We start from the raw sequence: 21,619 nt of genomic DNA, 5'->3' as shown, positions 1-21,619 counted from the left end.
GAAACCAGAACCACGCACATAGAAAGCACGGCCCCGATAATCTGCCGCAGAAGCAGATATAATAGTTAATTATAACGAAATCCGGCTGACGATGTAAACACGTTAATGGATTTCTTGAAACTGGTGAGTGTGAATGCTGCTAAGTGGCAAGTATCGGCGATTGATGGGACGGCTTGACATACGGTCGAAGTCACCCAGTGCCATTGCCATGTGCGCACGCTCCCAAATTGCCGGCGGGCTGACCCAGGTGACCGTGGCCAGTGCCCTGACATTGGCCTTAGCGCAGTCCCTGCATCTGATCGCCCTGCTTTCCTGGGCAGCAGCGATCTGGCTGGTCTCCCTGTACCGGATATTCACGGCGCGGGGATTGTTGCCACAAACGACGAATCGCGCGGCGGTGAGCCGCTGGCAGCGCGGTAATCTGTGGAATTTCCTGCTGACCGGCCTCCTGTGGGGCACCCTGCCCTGGCTGCCCCGGGATGGAGCCAGTGTGATGGTGGTCAGCCTGATTTATCTGGTGCCCACCGGCATTTCGGCCGCCGCCTCGCATAATCTGGGCGCCATGCCGATGGCGTTGTTGACCCTGGTGGGGCCGATCGCCACCAGCCACGCCCTGTTTGCGCTGGACATTTTCGACGGGCCGACTGCTGCCGTCATGGCCTTTTTCTCCCTGCTTTACATGCTGGTCATGTGGGTGGGCGTGTTGATGGTGAACAACACGCTGCTGTCGGAATGGCGGCTGGTGCGGCGGAACCGGGGGATTGCCCGGCGCAGCAAGGCCCAGGCCGCCGCCTTGACGCAGACGCGGGCGGAACTGCTGGCCGCCAATGAAAGGCTGTCGCGTCTGGCTGCCCTCGACCCGCTGACCGGGCTGGCCAACCGGCGGCAGTTCCAGGAAAGGCTGCGCCAGGATCTGGCGCAGTATCGCCGCCATGGCACCGCTGGCGCCCTTGTGATGCTGGACCTGGATTATTTCAAACAGGTCAATGACACCTATGGCCATGCGACCGGCGATCTGGTGCTGATGGAGGCGGCGGCACGGATGGCCATGTCACTGCGTCCCAGCGATCTGGCCGCCCGCGTCGGCGGGGAGGAATTTGCCGTGCTGCTGCCGGACAGCGATATTGGCAATGCCGTCACCGTGGCGGAACGGCTGCGCGCCACCCTGGCAGACCTTGTGGTTTTCGCCCCGGATGGGCGGCCGGTGCGCATCACCGCCAGCATCGGCGTGGCCGCCTGGCAGCATGATGACCGGGACGAGCGCGATCTGCTGGAACGGGCCGATCAGGCGCTCTACGCCGCCAAACATGCCGGCCGCGACAGTATCCGCATCGCCGTGCCCGGCCTGTCGGTGGTGCGCGGCTGAGCCCCTGCATACGAATTCTTCTTGGGTGCCGGGGCAAAGCCCTGTCAGATGGCGGCAAGGGCGGCATCTGACAAGCCGCCGGTAATGAAGGTCCAAGGGGGAGAGGATGCCGCCCATTAACGGTCTGGCGACGCTGGATTATGCCGTCATCGCCGCCTATCTGATCGCCATCATCGCGTTCGGCCTGTTGCTGACACGGCGGCGAGCGACGACGGAGGATTTCTTCCTGGCCTCGCGCGGCTGCACCTGGCCGGTGATCGGCTTGGCGCTGCTGGCCTCCAACATCTCCTCCACCACCCTGATCGGGCTGGCGGGTGCCGCCTATGGCACCGGCATTTCCGTTTATAATTATGAATGGATGGCGGCGGTGGTGCTGGTTTTTTTCAGCATCTTCTTCCTGCCCTTCCTGCTCCGCTCCCGCGTCTATACGCTGCCGGAATATCTGGAGCGGCGGTATAATGGCACGGCACGGCTCTATTTCTCCGGTCTGACGCTGTTCCTCAATATCGTGGTGGATACGTCCAGCGCGCTTTATGGCGGGGCGCTGCTGTTCAAGCTGCTGCTGCCCGATGTGCCGCTCTGGCAGATCGTCATCGGGCTGGCCCTGTCGGCCGGCATCTACACCATCGCCGGTGGCCTGCGGGCGGTGATCTATACAGAGGTGATCCAGGCGCTGCTGCTGCTCGGGGCCTCTATGATCATTGCCGTGAAGACCTTCGCCGCTGCTGGCGGCTGGGACCGGGTGATGGTGGCGGTTGATCCGGCCAAGCTGTCGCTGATCCGCCCGCTGGATGATCCCACCCTGCCCTGGCTGGGCCTGCTGACCGGGGTGCCGTTGCTGGGCTTCTATTTCTGGTGTACCAACCAGTTCATGGTGCAGCGGGTGCTGACCGCCAAGGATGAAAATCATGGCCGCTGGGGCAGCCTGTTCGCCGGCTTTCTGAAACTACCGGTGCTGTTCTTAATGGTGCTGCCGGGCACGGCCGCCATCCTGCTTTATCCCGGCCTGGAAAGCCCGGACATGGTGTATCCGACACTGCTGCTGAACCTGTTGCCGGCGGGGCTGGCCGGCATTGCGGTGGCGGGCTTCATGGCCGCACTGATGTCCTCCATCGCGTCGACCTATAATTCCGCCTCCACCCTGTTCACCATGGATTTTGTGCTGCGCCGCTGGCCCACCCTGTCCAACCGGGCGCTGGTGCGCATCGGGCGGGTGGTGACACTGGTGATGGCGATCGCCTCGGTGCTGTGGGCACCGCAGATCGAACGGTTCGGCTCGCTCTGGCAATATCTGCAGATCATCATCGCCTATGCCGTGCCGCCGGTGATGGCGCTCTATCTGGTGGGGCTGTTCTGGCGGCGGGCCAATGCTGCCGGGGCCATTGCCTGTATCGCCACCGGTGTGGTGGCCGGCATCGCCCTGTTCCTGGCCGTGCCGGTGCAGGGGCTGTTCACGATCCATTTCCTCTATATCGCACCGCTGCTGTTCCTGGCCTGCGCGCTGGCCCTGGTGGTGGGCAGTCTGGCGACCGCCCCTGACCCGGCGACCAAGAGCGAGGGCATGATCTGGACCCCCGCCTTCTATCGGGAAGAAAGCGCCCGGCTGGCGGCCGAACCCTTCTGGCGCAATTACCGGGTGCTGGCGGCGGCCCTGCTGGCCCTGACGGCGGTTATCGTGTGGAATTTCCGCTGATGGATCGCGCATGGGGAGAATTGCCAGCCTGGGCACCCGTCCGCTATCCTGCCGCCGGTCAGCAACCCAGCGCCGGAAGCACAATGCGGGCAAAACGGCCGACCTCATTTGATATTGCCGAACTGGCGGGGGTGTCCCAGTCCACCGTGTCGCGCGCGCTGCGCCATGACAGCATGGTCAGCGAGGATACCAGGCTGAAGGTGGAGCGTGCAGCACGGCAGCTGAATTACAAGGTCGATGTGAATGCGCGCAATCTGCGCTCCCAGAAGACCAACACGCTGGCGCTGCTGATCTATGAAGATCCCGGCACGTCGGATAGCCTGATCAACCCGTTCTTCCTGGCCATGCTGTCCAGCGTCACCCGTGCCGCCGCGCGCCATGGCTATGATCTGCTGGTGTCGTTCCAGCAGCAGAGCGGGGAGGGCAATGCCGATTATGCCGCCTCCAAACGCGCGGACGGCATCATCTTTCTGGGCTATGGCGATTACCCCAGCTACATCGCCCGCATCGCCCGGCTGGACGAGGCGGGGATACCGCATATCACCTGGGGCCCGGTGCTGCCGGGACAGCCGGGCCATTTCATCGGGTCGGACAATGTGCAGGGCGCGCGGGAGGCGGTGACCCACCTGATTGCCGCCGGGCGGCGACATATCGGCTTTATCGGCGATATTTCAGAGAATTGCCCGGAATTCCGCGACCGGCACCGGGGTTATCTGCTGGCGCTGGAACAGGCGGGCCTGAGCGCCGATCCCGCCCTGCACCTGGATGCGGAGGCATCGGAACAGGATGGCCACCGCGCCGCCCTGACGCTGCTGGACCGGGGCCGCCCGCTGGATGCCATTTTCGCCGCCTGCGACCTGCTGGCCATCGGCGCCCTGCATGGCGCCCGTGACCGGGGCCTGACGGTGCCGGGTGACCTGTCCATCGTCGGTTTCGACGATATTCAGGCCGCCCTTTACACCAACCCGCCACTGACCACGGTGCGCCAGGATACTGAAGCCGCCGGCCGACTGCTGGTGGAAAACCTGCTGCGCCTGATGGAAGACCGCCCCATCGACCAGACCATCATCCCGACACGGCTGGTGGTGCGGGGGTCTTGCCGGCGGGTGGGCTAAATCAAGGGAATGGAGGCGCCAGCCGCCGCCCGCACCAGCGCCTCATCAGGCAGCAGCCAACTGGCCGCAACAGAGGCGTCCACCACGAAAGGCATCAGCGGTTGCGGCCTTCGTCACGCGCAGCCAGAATCTCTGCCACAGACAATGCGGGCATATTCTGGCGGAACAGCGCAATCTCCCGCATGACATCCTGTATCTCTGCCGCCGGATGCTGGGGTTCGGGCACAAGCCGAGCGACAGCACGGCCATGTCGGGTAATAATGACCGTCTCCCCCTGCTCAACCGCGTCAATCAGCCGGGGCAGGTCAGCCTTCGCTTCCGTCAGACGTACTTCCCGCATGATGACCCTTCCGGTGCCGCAGCCTCACACAACACCAGTTTAGCACAGCGGCGGGTGAAATCACCCTGCCGTCCCTTCATCGGCTTCCGCCAGCATGGCGACATCCTCATTGGGGCTGATCTCACGGGACTTGATGGCGGTGACGGCCAGCATCTGGCTCATCATATCTTCCAACTGGCTGTTGGAGGCGCGCAGGTTGCGGGCCAGGATGCGGACGATGGAGGCGACGAACGGGTCGGCATCGGCCAGCCGGGCCCGCACCTTCTCCCCCGAAATGATGATCAGCACCGTATCTTCGATGGCCGTGGCAGACGCAGACCGGGTGCCGTCGTCGATCAGGGCCATTTCACCGAACAGGCAGTTCGGCCCTACCTCCGCCAGCACCACCGGATGTTCCGGTTCCCCCCGCCACAGGCGGACACGGCCCGACTGCACCAGATACATATGTTCGCCCCGGTCACCGGTGGCGAAGATCTGCTTGCCCGTGGCCACGAACTTCCGATTTAAAATCCCACCCGACATCGCATCAACCCTTTCCCGATCCCATGCAGGGGATCATTCCATATCTTGGTACGTCAATTGGCACGCCATCACGGTGCCCGCAAGATCAACCCTTCAGCAGGGCCCGCGCCTGCCGGTCGCAGCCCCGTGCCAGCAGCCAGCCGCCCACCATCTTCCGTGTCGTCACCGCATCGGGCAGATGGTGGAAGGTGATGGCTGCTGCATTGCCATCCAGCTCCAGCAGGAAGGTGGCGCCTTCCTGCACCGGCAGTTCGGGCAGGGCCAGCCGCTGCTCCCCCGCCGGCCAGGTGGCATTGGCAGTCCAGCCGCGATCGGCCGGCATCAGGGTCAGGCTCTGCTGCTTCTGCGCGGCGGCCCGCCACAGAACCAACGTATGGCCGGGCCGCAGACAGCCGGAACCGGAGGCACCGGCATCAATCAGCCAGGGTTCCGGCAGGGGGGCCGGCTGGCCAGCATCCCGCGCCGCACCCAGCGCACTGGTATCGGTGGCCCGCGCACCCATCAGGTCCGCCAAGGCCTGCACCGTGCCGCCCTGGCTGCCGGCCACATTGGCGGGAATGCCGGTGAAGGGGCCGCGCAGGGTGATCTGGCTGCCATCTTCGGCAATCAGCACCATCTGCGCGCCGTCGGGCAGGGTGAGGGGCTTGTCATCCGGCACCAGGGTGCCGGGTGCCATCGCCACCCCGCGCGCATCCACCAGCACCAGCGAACCCGCCAGAGCGGCGGGCACCAACAGCAGGGCGGCAAGGGCGACGGAAAGACGGTGCAGCATCATCATTCTCCGGCAGCTTGGGCGGGGCCGGCGGCCCCCACCAGGGTGAAGGCCGCCCAGTTGAACGGGTGGGCGCTGGCCGGCTGGGCCACCATGGCGCGTTGGGCGGCGGCCAGGGCACCGGCCAAGTCCCCCTGCGCCGCCGCCCGGTCGAACAGCCCGGTCATCAGCCGTACGGTGGGCAGGGAAGGCACCTGCCAATGCGTGACCAGCAGCGACCGGGCCCCGGCAAAGAAGAAGGATTCCGCCAGACCGGAGAGGGCCTCACCGCCCAGTCTGGCATCGCCACCCGCCGTGTTGCAGGCCGACAGCACCACAAGATCAGCTTTCAGGCGCAGCAAGGCAATATCGGATGCTGTCAGCAAGCCATCATCGGCAGCACTGGCCGGGCGGCTGGCCGGCGGGGCCAGCGCCAGCCCCGGCTGGGTCTGGCAGCGCAGTTCGCCGGGCAGCAGCCCGTGGGTGGCAAAGTAAATCACCCGGTAATCGCCCAAGCCCCGGTCGCGCACCGCCGCCTTGGTGACGGCAGCCCCGGTCAGGATATCGGCCGGGACTGCACCCAGCTTGCCCCCCACCTGCCGCACCTCATCCGCCGTTTCCGGCAAGGGGGTAAGCGCGCGCAGCAGGGCCGGGTCCATCACCGCATCGGTGCGGCAGCTCTGCGCCAGGGCAGCCATGCCATTGCCCCCCTTGGTCCCCTGGAAGGGCGGGGCGGCGAAGCCGATAAAGGGCTTGGGCGCTGCCGGACGCGCCGCCAGCCGTTCCAGCGCCACCAGGGCCGGGATGGAAGGCACCACCGATACCGACCGGCCCCGGATCAGCCAGGCCGCCCCGGCATAGTCCCCTGCATCACCCGGTGCCGACACCAGCAAAGCCGGCGGCAGGCTGAGCAGGGCGGCGGTGGGCACGAAGACCAGTGATCTGGCGCCCTGCAACGCCGCGTCGGCCGGCCCCAACAGCCGGCGATAAAGATCATGGGAAAGCGCCAGATCGAACGGCGGCAGGGCACCGGCCCGCGGGGTCAGGCCCCGGCGCAGGCTGGCCACCCGCTCTTCCAGCGCCGCGCGGGAGAGGGAAACCGGGAAGGCCGTCACCCCGTCACGCCGCACCACGAAGCCGAAACCGCCCTCGCTGCCGAACACATGATAGATCACCGCCTCATCCGCCCGCAGCAAGGCGGACAAATCCGCCGGGGCTACCGGGGCGGCGCGGGACAGGCGGGCATAGTTGGGGAAGGCCGCCTGCAGCTGGCGTTCCAGCGCCTGGGCCGATGTCGCCGCCGTTTCCAGCTGTTTCAGCAGGGTCGCTTCACGTGCCCGGTCACGCTGGCTGTCAGGCTTGGCGGTTTCCGCCGCCGCCTCAATGCGCAGCCGGTCGCGCTCGCGCACGGCATCCTGTTGCTGGCGCACCAGATCGGCCACGGTGGGGTCAGCGGTGGCAAAGCGGGTGGCTGCACGGGTGATGGTCTGCCCCACCACCCCTTCGCGCACCTGCTGCACGGCCAGGAACATTTCGGCATTCAGGGCCGGACGGGCGGCGGGGTCAGCCGCCGCCATCCGATCCAGCACCGCCAGATAGGGCATAATGCGGTCCAGCGGCAGGGGCGCGCCGCCCGGCAGATCGCGTACCATGGCCAGCCCTTCGCGGTAGATGCTGGCTGCCGCCGCATCCTGGCCCGCCTGGGCATAGACCCGCCCCAGTTCCAGCATGGCCGAGGCGACAGGCCAGCCCTGGCCGAAGAGCTGCCGGTTGGATGCCACCGCCTTGGACAGCAGGGCCGCCCCACCCGCCACATCGCCCCGCCCGGCCAGGGCCAGACCGTGGATGCCCAGGATACGGGCATTCCACCAGGGCGGCAGGCCGCGCGTGCGCTGGTACAGCCGGTCAGCCTCCGCCGCAGCCGCCTCCGCCAGCCCATATTGCTTCAGGCGCAGGGAGACAGTGGCTTCCAGCAGCAGCGAATGGATCAGGTCGCCGCGCGCCGCCGCCAGACTGCCCAGCACCGCGCGGTTGGCACCGCCGCCGGCGGCATCTTCCAGATCATCCACCAGGGCGCGCCGGGTGGCGCTGGCATCACGGCTGAGACTGAGTGCGCGCTTTTCCTCCCCGTTATTGGCGGCGTGGAAAGCCATATAGCTGGCCAGCCGGGCGCGGGCCGCCTTGTCGAAGGATTGCTGCAACAGCCTATCGGCGCGGCGGAACAGGCCGTCGGCCTCCTCCCCCCGCCCCTGGTTGCTGACCTCCAGCGCCAGGGCCATCAGCGTGTCACCGGCACCGGGGCTGTCATCGCCCAGGGCACGGGTCTGGATGGCGAGCGCGCGGCGATAGGCTTCCTCGGCGGCGGCATAATCCTCCACACTGTTGGAAAGCCGGCCCAACTCGCTCAACCGTTCGAAATCATTCAGATCGCCGCGCCCGAAACGCAGCGCATCATCGCCCAAGGCTGCCCGCAAGGCGGCCTGGATGTCCTGCATCCGGGCGGTCGGGGCTTCGCCCCCCTTGCCTTCCAGCCGGTCGGCCATGCCCAGCAGCAGGTCGGCCACGGCGGGGATACCATCAGCCTGATAAAGCTGCTTGCCGCGCGCCAGGGTGATGCCCACCCAGGGCCAACCGCCTTCGCGCAACTGGCAATTGGCCAGCAGGGCGCTGCTGCCATCAGCCAGGGCAATGGGCTGGGCCGGCTGGCAATTGGCGCGTTGGGCCAGCGATCCGGCCCAGCCGGTGCGCCCACCTTCCACCGCCAGTTGGCGCAGCCGGGCGGATGGTTCGTCAGGCAACAGATCGTAAAGGCCGGTCACGGCAATGGAACCGCTGGCCTGCTCCCAGGCCCCGCAGAACAGGCCGAACGGGCGTGTGCCACCATCGCCTGCCGCCGGGATGGCGCGGCATTCCTCCCCAATGGCATTGGTGCCAAACGGCAAGGGTGCGTCGGCCCTGGCCGCCATTCCGCCGCTGGCCGGCTTGCCCGCCTGCCCGCCACAGCCGCCCAGCGCCAGCAGGGCCAGGGCGGTGATGGTTGCCTTCCAGACGCTCACCATACCCTCCCCAGGTTGGGGAATTGCTGTTCCAGGCCGGGGGTACCCTCCGGCGCCTCTGACGGCAGGCGGCGCTGCTGGCCCAGCAGACCGGGGATCATCTCCTCCGTCTTGGAATCCTCATCCGCTGCGGAACCGGAGGCCGATTGCACCACCTGGGTGGTGGCGGCCAGGGCGGCATCAGCGCTGATGCTGGCGGCGGGCGGATTGCTGCCGCTGCCGCCGGTCGTGCCGGCCCCGCTGGCGAGGCCCGCTGGGGCGGTGGTAATGCTGCCCGCGTTCGCCACCACTGGGGCTGCCACGCTGGCCAAGGCGGCGGTGGCACTCGCCACGCTGGGGGTCTGCGGCAGCTGGGTGATGGTGGTGACCGGGGCGACATTGGCAACCGCCGCCGGCAGGCTGCCGCCACCGGTGACGGTCAACTGGCCATCGATATAGGTGATATCGTAATTGCCATTGCGGATGCCGCCCGCCTGGATGGCATAGGCCCCCGCCGGGGAATCCACCGTAGCGCTGGTGGTAAAGGCCAGCCCCGTCAGGCTGGCCACGCCATCCCCATTCACCAGCCCCTGATATCGGGCGGTGAAAACCGGGTTGGCCACACCGGCCGCCCGGCTGACACTGTCCACCGCTACGGTCAGCAGGGCCGGTGTTATCGTCAGGGCTGCACCCTGGTAACGGATCGTGTAATTGGCATTGGCGATCAGGCTGCCCTGGCCGATGGCGTAGGTACCGACATTCTCACCGGCAGCCCGGTCGAGGGCACCTGAGAGAATGGCCGAGGCACTGTCGCCCCATTTGAGGCCGGAAACGCTGTAACTCAAGGCCGGATCGACATCGCCGTAAACCCGGCTGACGGCGTTGGCTGTCACACTCAAGGCCGCCGGGGTGATGCGGAGGAGGGTCGAACCGGTGACACTCAGCGTGTAATTGGCGTTGGACGCGAGGCTACCCTGGCTGATGGCGTAGAGGCCGACATTCTCACCCGCTGCCCGGTCGAGGGTGCCGGACAGAACCGCTGTGGCGCTGTCGCCGCGCTTCAGGCCGGCAACGCTGTAGCTCAAGGCGGGATCGGCATCGCCGTAAACCCTGCTGACAGCGTTGGCCGTTACGGTCAAGGCCGCCGGGGTGATGCGGAGGGTCGAGCCCGTTACGCTCAGCGTGTAATTGGCGTTGGATGCGAGGCTGCCCTGGCTGATGGCGTAGAGGCCGACATTCTCGCCCGCCGCCCGATCGAGGGTGCCGGACAGAACCGCCGTGGCGCTGTCGCCGCGCTTCAGGCCGGCAACGCTGTAGCTCAAAGCCGGATCGGCATCGCCATAAACCCGGCTGACAGCGTTGGCTGTTACGGTCAAGGCCGCCGGGGTGATGCGGAGGGTCGAGCCCGTCACGCTCAGCGTGTAATTGGCGTTGGATGCGAGGCTGCCTTGGCTGATGGCGTAGGTACCGACATTCTCACCGGCAGCCCGGTCCAGGGCGCCGGTGAGAACCGCTGTGGCGCTGTCGCCGCGCTTGAGGCCGCTGACGCTGTAGCTCAAAGCCGGATCGGCATCGCCATAAACCCGGCTGACAGCGTTGGCTGTTACGGTCAAGGCCGCCGGGGTGATGCGGAGGGTCGAGCCCGTTACGCTCAGCGTGTAATTGGCGTTGGATGCGAGGCTGCCTTGGCTGATGGCGTAGAGGCCGACATTCTCCCCCGCCGCACGGTCGAGGCTGCCGGAAAGAACGGCCGAGGCGCTGTCGCCGCGCTTCAGGCCGGCAACGCTGTAGCTCAAAGCCGGGTCGGCATCGCCGTAAACCCGGCTGACGGCATTGGCCGTTACGGTCAAGGCCGCCGGGGTAATGCTGAGGGTCGAGCCCGTCACGCTCAGCGTGTAATTGGTGTTGGATGCGAGGCTGCCTTGGCTGATGGCGTAGAGGCCGACATTCTCACCGGCAGCCCGGTCGAGGGTGCCGGACAGAACCGCCGTGGCGCTGTCGCCGCGCTTCAGGCCGGCAACGCTGTAGCTCAAGGCGGGATCGGCATCGCCGTAAACCCGGCTGACGGCATTGGCTGTCACACTCAGCGCCGCCGGCGTGATGCTGAGCGTCGAGCCCGTCACGCTCAGCGTGTAATTGGCGTTGGATGCGAGGCTGCCCTGACTGATGGCGTAGGTACCGACATTCTCACCCGCGGCCCGGTCGAGGGCGCCGGAGAGCACCGCCGAGGCGCTGTCGCCGCGCTTCAGGCCGGCAACGCTGTAGCTCAAGGCCGGATCGGCATCGCCGTAAACCCGGCTGATGGCGTTGGCCGTTACGGTCAAGGCCGCCGGGGTAATGCGGAGGGTCGAGCCCGTCACGCTCAGCGTGTAATTGGCGTTGGATGCGAGGCTGCCCTGGCTGATGGCGTAGGTACCGACATTCTCACCGGCAGCCCGGTCGAGGGTGCCGGTGAGAACCGCTGTGGCGCTGTCGCCACGCTTCAGGCCGGAGACGCTGTAGCTCAAAGCCGGGTCGGCATCGCCGTAAACCCGGCTGACGGCATTGGCCGTTACGGTCAAGGCCGCCGGGGTAATGCTGAGGGTCGAGCCCGTCACGCTCAGCGTGTAATTGGTGTTGGATGCGAGGCTGCCTTGGCTGATGGCGTAGAGGCCGACATTCTCACCGGCAGCCCGGTCGAGGGTGCCGGACAGAACCGCCGTGGCGCTGTCGCCGCGCTTCAGGCCGGCAACGCTGTAGCTCAAGGCGGGATCGGCATCGCCGTAAACCCGGCTGACGGCATTGGCTGTCACACTCAGCGCCGCCGGCGTGATGCTGAGCGTCGAGCCCGTCACGCTCAGCGTGTAATTGGCGTTGGATGCGAGGCTGCCCTGACTGATGGCGTAGGTACCGACATTCTCACCCGCTGCCCGGTCGAGGGCGCCGGAGAGCACCGCCGAGGCGCTGTCGCCGCGCTTGAGGCCGCTGACGCTGTAGCTCAAAGCCGGGTCGACATCGCCATAAACCCGGCTGACGGCGTTGGCTGTCACCACCAGGGCCGCCGGGGTAATGCTGAGGGTCGAGCCCGTCACGCTCAGCGTGTAATTGGCGTTCGACGCAAGGCTGCCTTGGCTGATGGCGTAGAGGCCGACATTCTCCCCTGCCGCCCGGTCGAGGGCACCGGAGAGCACCGCCGAGGCGCTGTCGCCACGCTTCAGGCCGGAAACGCTGTAGCCCAAGGCCGGGTCGGCATCGCCGTAAACCCGGCTGACGGCGTTGGCTGTTACGGTCAAGGCCGCCGGCGTGATGCTGAGCGTCGAACCGGTGACGCTCAGCGTATAATTGGCGTTCGACGCGAGGTTGCCCTGGCTGATGGCGTAGCTACCTACATTCTCACCCGCGGCCCGGTCGAGGGCGCCGGAGAGCACCCCCGAGGCGCTGTCGCCGCGCTTGAGGCCGGAAACGCTGTAGCTCAAAGCCGGATCGACATCGCCGTAAACCCGGCTGACGGCGTTGGCTGTTACGGTCAAGGCCGCCGGCGTGATGCTGAGCGTCGAGCCCGTCACGCTCAGCGTGTAATTGGCGTTGGACGCGAGGCTGCCTTGGCTGATGGCGTAGGTACCGACATTCTCACCCGCGGCCCGGTCGAGGGCGCCGGAGAGCACCCCCGAGGCGCTGTCGCCACGCTTGAGGCCGGAGACGCTGTAGCTCAAGGCCGGATCGGCATCGCCGTAAACCCGGCTGATGGCGTTGGCCGTTACGGTCAAGGCCGCCGGCGTGATGCTGAGCGTCGAGCCCGTCACGCTCAGCGTGTAATTGGCGTTGGATGCGAGGCTGCCTTGGCTGATGGCGTAGGTACCGACATTCTCACCGGCAGCCCGGTCGAGGGTACCGGAGAGCACCACCGCCGCGCTGTCGCCACGCTTGAGGCCGCTGACGCTGTAGCTCAAAGCCGGGTCGGCATCGCCGTAAACCCGGCTGACGGCATTGGCTGTGACGGTCAAGGCCGCCGGCGTTATGTTGAGTGTCGAACCGGCGACGCTCAGCGTGTAATTGGCGTTGGATGCGAGGCTGCCTTGGCTGATGGCGTAGGTACCGATATTCTCACCCGCCGCCCGGTCTAGGGTGCCGGACAGAACCGCCGTGGCGCTGTCGCCACGCTTGAGGCCGGAGACGCTGTAGCTCAAAGCCGGATCGGCATCGCCATAAACCCGGCTGATGGCGTTGGCCGTTACGGTCAAGGCCGCCGGCGTGATGCTGAGCGTCGAGCCCGTCACGCTCAGCATGTAATTGGCGTTGGATGCGAGGCTGCCTTGGCTGATGGCGTAGGTACCGACATTCTCCCCCGCAGCCCGGTCCAGGGCGCCGGTGAGAACCGCTGTGGCGCTGTCGCCACGCTTGAGGCCGCTGACGCTGTAGCTCAAAGCCGGGTCGGCATCGCCGTAAACCCGGCTGACGGCGTTGGCTGTCACCGCCAGGGCCGCCGGCGTGATGCCGAGCGTCGAGCCCGTTACGCTCAGCGTGTAATTGGCGTTGGATGCGAGGCTGCCTTGGCTGATGGCGTAGGTACCGACATTCTCCCCCGCAGCCCGGTCCAGGGCGCCGGTGAGAACCGCTGTGGCGCTGTCGCCGCGCTTCAGGCCGCTGACGCTGTAGCTCAAAGCCGGATCGACATTGCCGTAAACCCGGCTGATGGCGTTGGCCGTTACGGTCAAGGCCGCCGGCGTGATGCTGAGCGTCGAGCCCGTCACGCTCAGCATGTAATTGGCGTTGGATGCGAGGCTGCCCTGGCTGATGGCGTAGGTACCGACATTCTCACCGGCAGCCCGGTCGAGGGCGCCAGAGAGAACCGCCGCCGCACTGTCGCCGCGCTTCAGGCCGCTGACGCTGTAGCTCAAAGCCGGATCGACATCGCCGTAAACCCGGCTGACGGCGTTGGCTGTGACGGTCAAGGCCGCCGGGGTAATGCTGAGCGTCGAACCGGTAACGCTCAGCGTGTAATTGGCGTTGGATGCGAGGCTGCCTTGGCTGATGGCGTAGGTACCAACATTCTCACCCGCTGCCCGGTCCAGGGTGCCGGTGAGAACCGCCGTGGCGCTGTCGCCGCGCTTCAGGCCGGCAACGCTGTAGCTCAAAGCCGGGTCGGCATCGCCGTAAACCCGGCTGACGGCGTTGGCTGTCACCGCCAGTGCCGCCGGGGTGATGCGGAGGGTCGAGCCGGTGACGCTCAGTGTGTAATTGGTGTTGGATGCGAGGCTGCCTTGGCGGATGGCGTAGAGGCCGACATTCTCGCCGGCAGCCCGGTCGAGGGTGCCGGACAGAACCGCTGTGGCGCTGTCGCCGCGCTTGAGGCCGGAGACGCTGTAGCTCAAAGCCGGGTCGGCATCGCCGTAAACCCGGCTGACGGCGTTGGCTGTCACCGCCAGGGCCGCCGGGGTGATGCGGAGGGTGGCACCCGTGTAACTGATCGTGTAATTGGCGTTGGCGGCAAGGTTGCCCTGGGTGATCGCATGGCTGCCGGCATCCTCCCCCGCATGGGTCAGGCTGCCGGACAGCACGGCACCGGCCAGATCGCCCCGTTTCAGCCCGCTGACGCCATAGGTCAAGGCGGGGGTGCTGTCGCCATAGATCTTGCTGGCGGCATTAGCGGTGATGGTCAGGGTGGCGGGGGTGATGGCAAGTGCTGCACCGCTATAGGTAATGGTATAATTGGCATTGGCGGTCAGCCCGCCCTGGCCGATGGCGTAAGTGCCAACATCCTCCCCCACCGCGCGGGAGAGCGCACCGGTCAGCACGGTGCCCTCCACGTCGCCGCGTTTCAGCCCGCTGACGCGATAGGTCAGGGTGGGATCAGCATCACCGTAAATCCTGGTCTGCGCATTGGCCGTGATGGTCAGCGCGGCCGGAGTGATGGCAAGTTCCGCCCCCGTATAGGTGATGGTGTAATTGGCCCCCGCCGTGACACTGCCCTGGTTGATGGCATAGCGGCCGGTATTCTCTCCACCTGCGCGGGTCAGGCTGCCGCTGATCGTGTCGCCTTGCAGCAGGCCGCTGCTGACATAGGTCAGACTGGGATCGGCATCGCCATAAATCTTGCTGGCAGCATTGGCGGTGATGGTCAGCGCGGCCGGGTTGACGGTCAGGGTGCCATAGGTATTGCCGCTGTCGGCAATCCGGTAATTGGCAGCATCCGTCCCGGTCAGCGCCCGCACCGCCTGGTCATAGGTGCCGACGGAGAGCCGGCCGCTGAGGCTGCTATCGGCCAGCCCCACGGTCCCCGTGACAACATCCCCATTCAGCACACCGGTCAGGCTGGCAGTGCCATAGGATATCGTCTGGCCGTAGGTGGCGCTGGCCGCCACCACACTGTAGGTCAGCGGTTTGGCCGCGATCACCAGATTGCCGGCGCTGTTGCCGCTGGCGGCGATGCTGTAATTGCCGGCATCCGCCCCGGTCAGGCCGGTGAGGGTCTGGGCATAGGTGCCAACCCCCAGCCGGGCGGACAGGCTGGCATTGCTGAGCGCCACCGTGCCGGACACGGCATCACTGCCCACCACCCCGGACAGGCTGGCCGTGCCCAGGCTGGCCAGGGTGCCATAGGTGCCGCTGGCCGCACCGATGGAATAGGTCAGGGCCTTGGGCGCGATGGTCAGGGTGCCGCTGCTGTTGCCGCTGACGGCGAGGGTATAATTGCCGGCGGCGGCCCCGCTCAGCCCGGTGACAGATTGGGTATAGCTGCCGGCCCGCGTGGTGGCGGACAGGGTGATGGTGCCATTGCTGTCCCGCGTGCCCACAACACCGGATACCGCATCCGCCCCCACCACCCCGGTCAAGGTCACCGTGCCATTGCTGGCCAGGGTGCCATAGGTGCTGCTGGCATTGGCCACGGCCCAGCTCAGCGCCTTGGCGTTGATGGTCAAGGTGCCGGTGGCCGAAACATCGAACTGATAGCCCAGATCGGAGGCCAGGGTGCCCAGCGCCGCGCGGATCGTATAGGTGCCGGCATTGGCATTGCCGCCGGAAAGGCTGGCGGCACCGCTGACCGCCTGGGCCAGCGTGTCATTCCCCACCAGCCCGCTGACCGTATAGGTCAGGGTGGGGATAGCCCCGCTATAGGTATGGCTGAAACTGTCCGGTGTGACGGTCAGCGTCGGCGCGTAACTGTAAACGAAGCGGCTGCCGCTGTTGGCAATGGCCGCATGGCTGCGCCCGCTGAAATCATAGGACCGGTTATAGAGCGGCAGGGCATCCACCCCGCCCGTGCTGGTGGTGACGGGTGAGGTAGAGAAGACCAGGAAGCGCCCGCCACCACCGACCGACAGGGCCGTCGCCCCGCCATTATTGCTGAAGCTGCCATTGGCGGCCAGCACCAGGGCGTCACCGGTCCCGCTGGCCGAAACACCGGCCCCGCTGGCGATGGTCAGGGTGCCACCAGCCGTCAGCTTCACCGTGCCGCTGGCACTGATCCCGGCCGTCGCATTGACGGTGCCGATGGTCAGCGCCCCGGCATGGGCGAAATCCAAGCTGCCCACGCTGCCAGCAAGGGTGGCGATGCTGTTGCCAGCGCCAGCCAGGATGAAATCCCCGCCGCCCAGCAGCCGCAGGGAACCACCGGTGATCGCCTGACCCTGCGTCACGGTGCCGGCACTTGTCAGCAGCACGGCCCCGCTGCCGGCATTCAGCCCGTTAAGGCCATTGACCGTGCCGATGGCAAAGCCGCCATCATCACGCAGGCTGATATCATGGCCGCTGGCGCTGACAGCCACGGTACCCAGGGCATTATCGGCATGGGCGAGCGTCACCGCCCCGCCAGCGGTGACGGCCAGATTGGCGACACTCAGCCCCGCCGCCTGACTGACCGTGCCGCCGGCCACCAGATAAAGCGTGCTGCTGTTGGCCGGGCTGATGGCGGCGCTGATGCCGATATTGCCGCTGCCGGAGGTTTCCACCCGCAGCAGGCTGGCCGTCACCCGGTCCAGTGCCGCGTCGGATATTTGCAGGGCTGTGCCGGTGCCAGCGGCACCCAGATCAATGTCTCGACCAGTACTGCTGGTTGTCAGCGTTACCGTGCCGCTGGCCGATAGGCTGCCGGAAAGGTCCAGCGTATCGGTGCTAAGCGTGACATTGCCCGCCGCCGCATTCACCGCCCCCGTACCGGCGATGGTCAGGGCGCTGGCCCGCAGGGAGAGGTTGCCGCTGTTGCTGCCGGTCCCGGTGGAAAGGGTGCCGGTAACCCGCAGGGTGCTGCCGGTGCTGATGCTGGTGTCATCGCGCAGCGACAGCGTGCCGACCTCCACCGCTGCCGTACCGGCGGTGGAACCGATATTGATCGCGGCAAAGCCCGCCTGTAACAGCGCCAGTTCCGCATTGGTCAGGTTCAGCGTGCCAGCCCCGCCGCCCAGCCCGATGCTGGTGGCATTATCCAGCGGGCGGATGAACAGCTGCCCCGTGCCGCTGATGCTGGCTGTGCCGCTGCCGGCGGACAGGTCCATCTTGTCAGCCAGCAGGTTGATCGTGCCCGCCCCGCCATTGATGCGGGTCGCGGTGGTGCCATCGCTGACGAAAAGCAGCCCCTCCCCCACCCCCTGGTGCCGGGCCGTAAGAGTGATACCACCGGCATTGCTGAGGCTGGTGCCATTGCCGATCCGCAGCCCGGCCGACAGGCTGTTACCCGCCCCGCCCTGCCCGTCCAGGCTGATCGTGCCGCTGGCGCTGGTGGTCAGGCTGGCGGCGTTGAGATCAATGCCAATGCCGGTCCCGGCATTGGCGGTGGCGGCCGCCCCCCGGCCACGAATGCTGATATTGCCGCCGCCAGCATTCAAGGTAGCATTGGCAATGGCAACGCCAATGCCGGTGGCGGCATTGCCCAGCGCCGCCGCACTGGCTGGGTCGCCGCCGCCACCCAGGATGATCGCCCCGCCCCGGCTGGACAGGCTGGCATTGCTGATGCGGATAGCGCCGGTGCCGGCGTTGCCGCTGTCGGCATTCAGCGTGATGGCCAGGGCACCCCAGCTGCTGGCGCTGATATTGGCCGTCACCGCCAGATCGCCGCTGCTGTTCAGCCGCAGGCTGCCGCTGCTTGATCCGGTATAGCTGATGGCCTGCCCCACATTCAGGCCGGCGGCACTGAGGGTAAGGTTGCCGCTGGCCGTCAGCCCCGCGACACCCCCCACCGTGCCAATGGTCAGCGCCTGATCGCTGACCAGACTGGCACTGCCCAGATTGCCGGCCAGGGTGGCAATGCTGTTGGCGCTGTTGGTCAGGGTGAAGCTGCCACTGCCCAGCAGGGACAGGTTGGCAATATCCAGCGCGGTGGATTGGGTGACCGTGCCGGCGCTGGCCAGTTCCAGCACCGACAGGGTGCCCGTCACCGGGCTGTCCACCAAGGTGATATTGCCGCCGCTGGTGGAGCCCAGCCGCAGGATACCGGCGGAGACATTCCCCAACTCCGTCCGGGTCAGGTGCAGGCTGCTGCCATCATCCGTACCGTCGGAAACGGTGAGCGCCTGACCATTGCTGCGCGGGGCCAGCGTCACCCGGCCACTGCTGCGCAGTTGAAGCTTACCCAGGTCGATCCTGTCGGCGGCAAGGCTGATGGCACCGGTCTGGCTGGCATCCCCCAACTGTCCATCGGGGGTGGCGGTGCGGCTATTGCCGATGCCGCTGCCCCCCGCCCCGCCGGTACCGGTGATGCTGATCGTGCCCGCACCGGCGGTTACCCGATAACCGCTATGGATCATCACGCCGATATTTTCGGCATGGCTGGTGCTACCGCCCGAATATCCCGTCAGGCTGACATCACCACCATTGGTGGTGATAGCAAAGCTGGTGCCGGACTGGCCGTGCAGCTCAACCCCGATGGTATTGGTGCTGCCGGACAGGGCCGAGCCCGTCAGGCTGATCGTGCCGCTGCCGGTGGCGCTCAGGCTGCCATTCAACACCCGGATGCCGGTATTGAAGCTGCCAGCCACGCCGGATCGCGCCGTGCCGGTAATGCTGATGGCACCATTGACGGTGCTGATATTCGTGCCGCTGCCCGACAGGTCCACGCCATAATGCCGCTGGGCAGCACCGCTGCCGGAGGTGCCAGTGATGGTGATATTGCCGCTGCTGGTGGCAAGGCTGGTGCCACCGATCAGCCCCACCCCGCTGGTACCGATGGTACTGGTCCCCACCGGCCCGGAGCCGGTGATGCTGATGGAACCGCTGCCGGTGCTGATCTGCACCCCGCTCAACTGCACACCGTAAAGGTCGCTGCTGCCGGCCGTCCCGGACAGGGAAAGCGACCCGCCATTGCTGCTGATGGACAGGCCGGAGGCCAGCACCAGCATCCCGCCCGAAGCGGTCAGCGAGACATGTCGGCCAGCGGCCAGCGGGGTTTGCAGGGCCGCCGCATCGGTCACGCTCAACCCGCCGCTGGCCGAGACCGCGATGCTGCCAGCGGTGATGCGGCCGATTTCCGCCGCACTCAGGGCCAGTCCGGCGCTGCCATTGCCCAGCTCGACGGAACGGTTACTGCTGCGGGTGGCGAGGCTGGTGGTGTAGAGACCGGTATTGATGGTGCCGGCGATATCCATCACATCCGACCGCAGGGTCAGACCGCCGCCTGTGATGCTCAAGGCCCCGGTCAGCGACAGGTCGCCACCCTGGATCTGGGTGTCGCCCTTGATGCTGGCGGTGCCGATGGTGACCGCCCCCGTGCCATCGCTGCGCCCGATAGTCACCTGATCAAAGCCGGACTGGATGGTCGCCAGTTCCGCCGCCGTCAGGTTCAATGTGCCGGCATCGCCGCCAAGGCCGATGCTGGTGGTAGTGCTGGCCGGCCGGATGGTCAGGCTGCCGCCGCTGCTGGACAGGCTGGCATTGCTGGCAATGTCCAGGCTGTCGCTGACCAGGGTGATGGCATTGCCACGGCCATTGACCGCTGCCCCCGACGCGATGCTGAGGGAGCCGGCCGTCAGGCTGGCGCCGCCGCTGAAGCTGCCGACACTCAAAGCCCCGCTGGTGACCAGCGACAGGCCATAGGCGCTGCCCGAGACGGCGGCGATGCTGTTGGCGCTGTTGGTCAGGCTGACATAGCCATTCTGCAACACCAGCGCACTGGCGGTGAGGGCGGCGGATTGGGAGATATTGCCCGTACTGGACAGGGACAATTGCCCCGCCGTCACCGCCCCCGTCAGCGCGATGGACGATCCGGACAGGCTGATGGCGCCGCCATTGCTGGCCATGCTGCCCAGGATACTGACGCTGCCGCCGCTGCTGGCGAAATCCAGCCCCAACTGGCCGGCGCTGGTGGTGATATTGGCCCCACTGGCCAATGTGATATTGCCCCCGGCGCGCAGGGTCAGCGTGGCATTGCCGCCGGCGGATTTGGCAATGCCGGTATTGATGGAAATGGCATTGTCGGCCGCCAGCGTCACGCTGGTGCCGGCATTCAGCAGGCCTTGCAGGGCACCTGCCGTGATGGTGCTGCTGGCCTGGGGGAAATTGCCGGCGCTGTTCAGATCGCCGGCTCCGGTCAGATCATCCCCGCTGACCCCATCACCATTGATATTGGCCGGGCCAGTGGAAATGGTGATGTTGGCCGGGTCCAGCAGCAGCGTGCCGGCCAGCCCCGCCGGGGCCGACAGGTCAACCATGCCGGCGAAATCCAGCCGGTCCTTGCCCGACACCTCGGCAAAGCCGCCAGCGCCCTGGCCCGCCCCTTTGGCGGAAAGACTGCCCTGGAAATCCGTTCGGCCATCCGCCCACAGGATCACCCGGCCGCCAGCGCCATCCTGTGTCGCGTCGGCGCGGATGCGGCTGGCGGCATCGACGTTTGTATGCTCCGCCCGCGCCAGATCGCCCTTGCCCTGATAATCACCGCCGATGCGAATGGAACCACCACCGGTCGCCCCGCTGGCATCCAGGGTGGCACCATGCAGGGCAACACTTTCCCCCGTCACGCTGATGGCGCCGCCGTTGCCGCTGGCGGCACTGGCATCCAGTTGGCCGGTGACGCTGACATCCGCCCCGTCCCCACCGATGAAGATGCGGCCCTCGCGTGCCTCCGCCCGCGTTGCCTGCACCAGCCCGCCGACATTGATCGCGGCCACCGCCCCCGCTGCCGCCCGCGCCGTCACCAGCACCGAACCGCCCTGCGCCGACAGGGTGCCGCTGTTGGCCACCTGGGCCGCCATCTCCGCCGGCAGCTCATAGCGCAGCAGCCCGTCGCCCTGCAGGTCCAGCGTGAAGCTTTCCGTGCCGGCCAGCACGATACGGCCCAGCTTGGCCTGCACCACACCCTTGTTGGCAACAGCCGCCGCCGCCAGTGCCACATAGCCGCCATCGGCGACCTGGATGGTGCCTTCATTCACCACCGCAGCGCCAGCAGCCCCCCTCTGCCCGAAGACCAGCCGCCCGGCGGCAAAATCGCCGTTGCTGATATTGGCTGTGGTGGCGATGAAGGCGCCAGCGTCGATGCGGGCATCGCGCCCGATGATGATGCCGGCCTGATCAATGATCACCACCTGCCCATTGGCGGTCAGCGAACCATCGATGCGGGTACCGCTGCCGGCCCCCACCCGGTTGACCAGCAGGGAACCGCTGCCCGGCTGGCTGATACTCACCTGTTCCCCGGCGCCAACCGTGAAGGACCGCCAGTCGATCAGCGCCCGGTCGCTCTGCTGCTGGATCAGGGTCTGGTTGCCGCTGCTGCTGATGCTGGCCTGACCGACGGCCACCGACCCGCCCTCCGGTCCCGCCAGTGCTGGCAGGGCGGGCAGGGTGAAGACGCTGGCCAGCGCCAGCGCCCGCAATCCCCGCTGCCGTGCCATAGC

8 protein-coding genes are annotated in these 21,619 nt (G+C 66.9%); 3 read left to right on the top strand and 5 right to left on the bottom strand.

All coding sequences use genetic code 11. The features are described from left to right. Positions 1-208 precede the first annotated feature (208 nt). From PCJ49_RS17450 to PCJ49_RS17440, 3 genes are all read left to right on the top strand, one after another. Positions 209-1,366, top strand: coding sequence for a diguanylate cyclase (locus tag PCJ49_RS17450; protein ID WP_269912059.1), 1,158 nt, complete (start codon positions 209-211; stop codon positions 1,364-1,366). A gap of 106 nt (positions 1,367-1,472) precedes the next feature. After that, positions 1,473-3,059, top strand: coding sequence for a sodium:solute symporter (locus tag PCJ49_RS17445; RefSeq protein WP_269912058.1), 1,587 nt, complete (start codon positions 1,473-1,475; stop codon positions 3,057-3,059). A gap of 83 nt (positions 3,060-3,142) precedes the next feature. Continuing rightward, positions 3,143-4,174: a LacI family DNA-binding transcriptional regulator gene (locus PCJ49_RS17440; protein ID WP_269912057.1), complete on the top strand. Its 1,032-nt coding sequence runs from the start codon at positions 3,143-3,145 to the stop codon at positions 4,172-4,174. A gap of 94 nt (positions 4,175-4,268) precedes the next feature. On the opposite strand, the gene PCJ49_RS17435 is transcribed toward PCJ49_RS17440, so the two are convergent. From PCJ49_RS17435 to PCJ49_RS17415, 5 genes are all read right to left on the bottom strand, one after another. Further along, positions 4,269-4,514: a type II toxin-antitoxin system prevent-host-death family antitoxin gene (locus PCJ49_RS17435; protein ID WP_269912056.1), complete on the bottom strand. Its 246-nt coding sequence runs from the start codon at positions 4,512-4,514 to the stop codon at positions 4,269-4,271. Positions 4,515-4,574: 60 nt separating this feature from the next. Next, positions 4,575-5,006, bottom strand: a complete 432-nt coding sequence (locus PCJ49_RS17430) for a cyclic nucleotide-binding domain-containing protein (RefSeq protein ID WP_160105928.1) — start codon at positions 5,004-5,006, stop codon at positions 4,575-4,577. Positions 5,007-5,121: 115 nt separating this feature from the next. Continuing rightward, positions 5,122-5,814 (bottom strand): hypothetical protein, encoded by a 693-nt coding sequence (locus tag PCJ49_RS17425; RefSeq protein WP_269912055.1) that lies wholly within the window; start codon positions 5,812-5,814, stop codon positions 5,122-5,124. Further along, complete coding sequence (locus PCJ49_RS17420) at positions 5,811-8,846, bottom strand: CHAT domain-containing protein (protein WP_269912054.1); 3,036 nt, start codon at positions 8,844-8,846, stop codon at positions 5,811-5,813. The genes PCJ49_RS17425 and PCJ49_RS17420 overlap by 4 nt, the downstream gene beginning before the upstream one ends. Then, complete coding sequence (locus tag PCJ49_RS17415; protein WP_269912053.1) at positions 8,840-21,616, bottom strand: MBG domain-containing protein; 12,777 nt, start codon at positions 21,614-21,616, stop codon at positions 8,840-8,842. The genes PCJ49_RS17420 and PCJ49_RS17415 overlap by 7 nt, the downstream gene beginning before the upstream one ends. Positions 21,617-21,619 lie beyond the last annotated feature (3 nt).

Origin of the sequence: Niveispirillum sp. BGYR6 (genome assembly GCF_027568365.1) — a bacterium.
Lineage (GTDB): Bacteria > Pseudomonadota > Alphaproteobacteria > Azospirillales > Azospirillaceae > Niveispirillum.
This window is presented reverse-complemented; position numbering and strand designations above follow the sequence as displayed.